Origin of the sequence: Microbacterium sp., from assembly GCF_051953575.1 — a bacterium.
In the GTDB taxonomy this organism is placed as follows: Bacteria; Actinomycetota; Actinomycetes; order Actinomycetales; family Microbacteriaceae; genus Microbacterium.
Genome location: NZ_JBQCIP010000116.1, coordinates 1 through 4332 on the forward strand (window position 1 = coordinate 1; position 4332 = coordinate 4332).

Annotated in this window: 5 protein-coding genes and 1 pseudogene; 2 read left to right on the top strand and 4 right to left on the bottom strand. The window is 72.5% G+C overall.

Going from position 1 to position 4332, the window contains the following annotated elements:
• A partial coding sequence (locus ACTHNQ_RS07450) for an OB-fold nucleic acid binding domain-containing protein (RefSeq protein WP_440332442.1) occupies positions 1 to 956 on the bottom strand: 956 nt, incomplete at its 3' end.
• Positions 957 to 1036: 80 nt separating this feature from the next.
• Between ACTHNQ_RS07450 and ACTHNQ_RS07455 the strand changes: the two genes are divergently transcribed.
• Complete coding sequence (locus ACTHNQ_RS07455; RefSeq protein WP_440332444.1) at positions 1037 to 1600, top strand: RsmD family RNA methyltransferase; 564 nt, start codon at positions 1037 to 1039, stop codon at positions 1598 to 1600.
• 3 nt (positions 1601 to 1603) lie between these two features.
• On the opposite strand, the gene thiL is transcribed toward ACTHNQ_RS07455, so the two are convergent.
• Positions 1604 to 2599 (bottom strand): thiamine-phosphate kinase, encoded by a 996-nt coding sequence (gene thiL / locus ACTHNQ_RS07460; RefSeq protein ID WP_440332445.1) that lies wholly within the window; start codon positions 2597 to 2599, stop codon positions 1604 to 1606.
• A 60-nt stretch (positions 2600 to 2659) separates the two neighbouring features.
• On the opposite strand from thiL, the gene ACTHNQ_RS07465 reads away from it, so the two are divergent.
• Positions 2660 to 3157, top strand: coding sequence for a DUF3515 family protein (locus tag ACTHNQ_RS07465; protein WP_440332447.1), 498 nt, complete (start codon positions 2660 to 2662; stop codon positions 3155 to 3157).
• A 22-nt stretch (positions 3158 to 3179) separates the two neighbouring features.
• Here ACTHNQ_RS07465 and ACTHNQ_RS07470 read toward each other — a convergent pair whose 3' ends face one another.
• Positions 3180 to 4220, bottom strand: a complete 1041-nt coding sequence (locus ACTHNQ_RS07470; RefSeq protein ID WP_440332449.1) for a D-alanine--D-alanine ligase family protein — start codon at positions 4218 to 4220, stop codon at positions 3180 to 3182.
• Positions 4174 to 4332 (bottom strand): annotated as a pseudogene (locus ACTHNQ_RS07475) (NAD(P)H-dependent glycerol-3-phosphate dehydrogenase); the annotation flags it as partial. The gene ACTHNQ_RS07470 and the pseudogene ACTHNQ_RS07475, both read right to left, overlap by 47 nt.

Sequence of the window (4332 nt, forward strand, 5' to 3'; positions counted from 1 at the left end):
AATGCGGACTGGCCGCCGGACTGTGCCACCTGCAGCATGGCGCGCAGGGCGACGAGCGTCTTGCCCGAGCCCACCTCGCCCTGCACGAGCCGGTTCATCGGCCAGTCGCCCTGCAGATCGCGCACGATCTGATCGCCCACGCTCACCTGGTCGGGTGTCAGCGGGAAGGGCAGCGCCTCGTCGAACCGCTCCAGGAGCGAGCCCGGCGTGCGCCGGGTGGCCGACATGGCCCGCACCGACGCCCGCTGCTGCAGCAGCGCCACCTGCAGCACGAACGCCTCCTGCATGCGGAGAGTGGCGCGCGCCTGATCGATCTCGTCGAACTGCTGAGGACGATGGATGCGCTCCAGCGCGGTCCGTGCGTCCAGCAGGTCGTGCCGCGCCCGCACCTCCAGCGGCAACGGCTCGGGGATCTCACCGAGACCGTCGAGCACGAGTTCGACGGTCTTCTGGAGCTGCCAGCTGGCCACCGTGCTCGTGGCCGGGTAGATCGGGATCGGCAGATGCGCGTTCTCGGCCGCCTTCAGCCGGGCGGCGTCCTCATCCTCGAACAGCTCGTAGTCGGGATGCGTGAGCTGCTGCGCTCCGCGGTACACGCCGACCTTGCCGGCGAAGATCCCCTGACGCCCCGGCCGAAGGTCGCGCACGCGCCACGCCTGGTTGAAGAACGTCAGCGACATCTCGCCGTTGCCGTCGCTGATGACGACCTCGAGCAGCGAGCCGTTGCGGTTCTTCATGCGGCGCTCGTTGACGCGGCGCACCTCGGCCACGATCGTGACGGGCTCGCCGATCGGCAGCGTCGAGATCGGGGTGAGCTCGCCGCGCCGCGCGTAGCGCCGCGGGTAGTGCACGAGCAGGTCGCCGACGGTCGTCATGCCGAAGGCGCGTTCCAGTGCCCCCGCCGTCTTGCCGCCGATCGCGCCGCCCAGACGCGAATCCAGCGTGAAGGACGTCATCCACCGAGGCTATCGCGCGACCCCGACAGACGGCGACGCGGCCGACGCGTGCGCACCCGCTCGCGGGCTATCGTGAGGGGGTGACGCGCATCATCGCGGGCCGCGCCGGCTCCCTCGCCCTCGACGTCCCCGACGCCGGGACGCGCCCGACCAGCGACCGGGTGCGCGAGTCCCTGTTCGGAGCGCTCGAGTCGGCCGGGGTGCTCGACGGCGCAGCGGTGCTCGACCTGTACGCCGGGTCGGGCGCGCTCGGTCTCGAGGCGGCCAGCCGCGGTGCGGCATCCGTCGACCTCGTCGAGAAGGCGCCGCGCGCAGCGACCATCGCCCAGCGCAACGCCGGGCGGGTGGCGAAGGCGCTCGGCGACGGCACCGGCATCCGCGTGCACCGGGCCTCGGTCGACGCCTATCTGCGCGCGGCACGCGGACCGTACGACCTCGTGTTCCTCGACCCGCCCTACGACGTGGGCGAGACCGAGCTCGCCGCGACGCTCGCCCTGCTCGTGCCGCTCGTGGCCGCCGGCGCCGACGTCATCGTCGAACGCTCGTCACGGTCACCCGAGCCCGCGCTGCCGGATGGGCTCGTCGCGACGAGGTCGAAGCGCTACGGCGACACGACGCTCTGGTGGGCGACGACCGCGCACTGAGCCTCAGCCGGTGCGGGCGTCCCAGTCGCGATAGGGATCCCACCCGGTGCGACCCTCGTACCGTGCGCCGTCGACCACGACGGGATCGGCAGCCCGCGGCAGGACCCCGCCGATGCGACGGAAACCCGCAGGCAGCGGCCGATCCGGCGCGAACGTCGCGAGGAGCGCGTGATCCTCGCCGCCGGTGAGCGCGGAGTGGACGTCGTCCCCGAGGGTCGCCGAGTCGATCGCGACGGTGACCCCGGATGCCTCCGCCAGACGCGACGCGTCCAGCAGGAGGCCGTCCGATACGTCCATCATGGCCGTCGCCCCGGCGTCGGCCGCGATCGGACCGAGCGCCACGGGCGGAGCGGGCCGCAACTGAGCCGCGAGGTCGTCGCGCTCCGCGGGGGTCAGCACGCTCTCGTCGACGGGGACCGGCGCGTGGGCGGCATCCGTGAACCTCTCGAACAGCACGCGGAGTCCGCGCGCCGCCCGGCCCAGGTCGCCCGCGACCGCCACGACGTCGCCGGCGCGGGCACCGGAACGCAGCACCGGCGCGCGGCCGGCGAGGGCGCCGAGCGCCGTCACCGCGATCGTCAACGTGTCGGACACCGTCAGGTCGCCGCCCTCGACGCGGCAGCCGGGGGCGAGCTCCCGGCACGCCGCGCGCAAGCCGTCGGCGAGACCGGTCACGAACGACAGCCGCGTGGCGTCGGGCATCGCGAGAGCCACCAGGAGCGCCGTCGGCGTCGCCCCCATCGCCGCCACGTCGACGAGGTTCACCGCCGCGGACTTGTATCCGAGGTCGTAGCCGCTCGACCATGCGAGCCGGAAATCGGGCCCATGCACCAGCGTGTCGACCGTCGCGACGACGCGGCCGTCGGCGGCGGCGATCAGCGCGGCATCGTCACCCGGCCCGACCAGGGCGTTCGACTCCCCCAGCCGCTCCAGGATGCTCCGCAGGATCACGCCCTCGCGCAGCTCGCCCACCGTCGGATCCGCGTGCTCGTCGACCATCCGTCCACGCTACCGTCGGCCGGGTCCGGATGCCGTCACGCCCGGGGTTAGCCTGGAAGGGTGCGTGTGATCCCGACCCTGCTCGCTGCCGGACTCTCGGTGGTCGCCACGATCGGCCTCGCCGGCTGCGCGACCACGGTCGACATGACACCGGCGAAGGGTTCGAACGATCCCGCCTGCGCCGAGGTGAGCGTCCGGCTTCCCGGCTCCGTCGACGGACAGTCCCGCATCTGGACGGACGCCCAGGCGACCGGCGCGTGGGGCAACGACGGCTCGGCGATACTGCTGCGCTGCGGCGTCACGCCGCCCGGTCCCACCGAGGCGAAGTGCATCAGCCTCGGCGGCGTCGACTGGATCGTCGACGAGACGCAGGCCCCGAAGTACCTCGTCACGACGTACGGGCGCGAGCCCGCCGTCGAGGTGTTCATCGACAACGAGGCGGTGTCGTCCAACGAGGTGCTCACGCAGCTCGGCGAACGGGTGGTGCAGAACGCCACGACGAGCGTCGCGGCGTGCACGAACGTCGAATCGCTCGAGCAGGACGCGACGGCCGGCTGACGCCCGCCCCCACGTCCCGCGCTCAGGCGGCCGCGCGCTCCAGCGCCGTGTCGATGAGCTCGGTGATCAGCTCGGGGTAGGTCATGCCCGACGCGATCCAGCACTTCGGGAACATCGAGATCGGCGTGAAGCCGGGCATCGTGTTGAGCTCGTTGACGTAGAGGCCGCCCGCGGTGAGGAAGAAGTCCACGCGCGCGAGACCCCGCCCGTCGACGGCGTCGAACGCACGGACCCCCAGCTCCTGGATCGCGGCGATCTCGGCGTCCGTGAGATCGGCGGGGCACACGACGTCGGCCCCGTCGCCGCCGAGGTACTTGCCCTCGAAGTCGTAGAACTCGCGCGTCGTGAGCACGATCTCGCCGGGCAGCGACGCCCGGGCGCCGGCACCGCCGCGACCCTCGAGCACCGCGACCTCGACCTCGCGTCCGACGATCGCGGACTCGATGAGCACCTTGTCGTCCTCGGCGAACGCGAGTGCGAGCGCGGCATCAAGCTCGGAGGCCTCGTGGACCTTCGAGACGCCGACGCTCGACCCGGCGCGCGCGGGCTTCACGAACGACGGCTCTCCCAGGGCTGCGGCATCCGCTCGCACGCCGTCGGGGTCGCTCTCCCACCGGGCACGGGTGACCGTCACCCACGGCGACACGGGCACGCCGGCGGCGGCCAGCACGATCTTCATGAAGTGCTTGTCCATGCACAGCGCGGAGTCGAGCACGCCGCCGCCCGCGTACGGGATCCCGAGCGTGTCGAAGAAGCCCTGGACGGTGCCGTCCTCGCCGTGCAGGCCGTGCAGGATCGGCAGTACGACGTCGAGCCGCCCGAGATCCTCGATCGTGCCGTCGGCGCGGCGCGCGCGCAGCGTGCGGTCCGCTCCGCCCTCGGGCCACACCACGCGGGTGCCGTTGTCGGCCACCTCCGGCAGACGGTCGGCGTCGAGGGCGAACTTGTCGGGGTCGTCGTCCTCGAGGACGAACACGCCGTCGCGCGTGATCCCGATCGGGATCACGCGGTAGCGGTCACGGTCGATCGCCCGGAGCACCCCGCCCGCCGTTGCGGAACTGATCGAGTGCTCGCTGGATCGACCGCCAAAGAGCACCGCCACCGCCGGCTTGTCCATTCTGCGTCCTCTCCCCCTGAGGGGTGTCGTCGTCTGTCGTGAGGTGGGGCGCGATGTC

Coding starts and splice junctions, on each gene's coding strand:
- thiL (WP_440332445.1), bottom strand. CDS start 2,599: ATGGTCGACGAGCACGCGGATCCGACGGTGGGCGAGCTGCGCGAGGGC.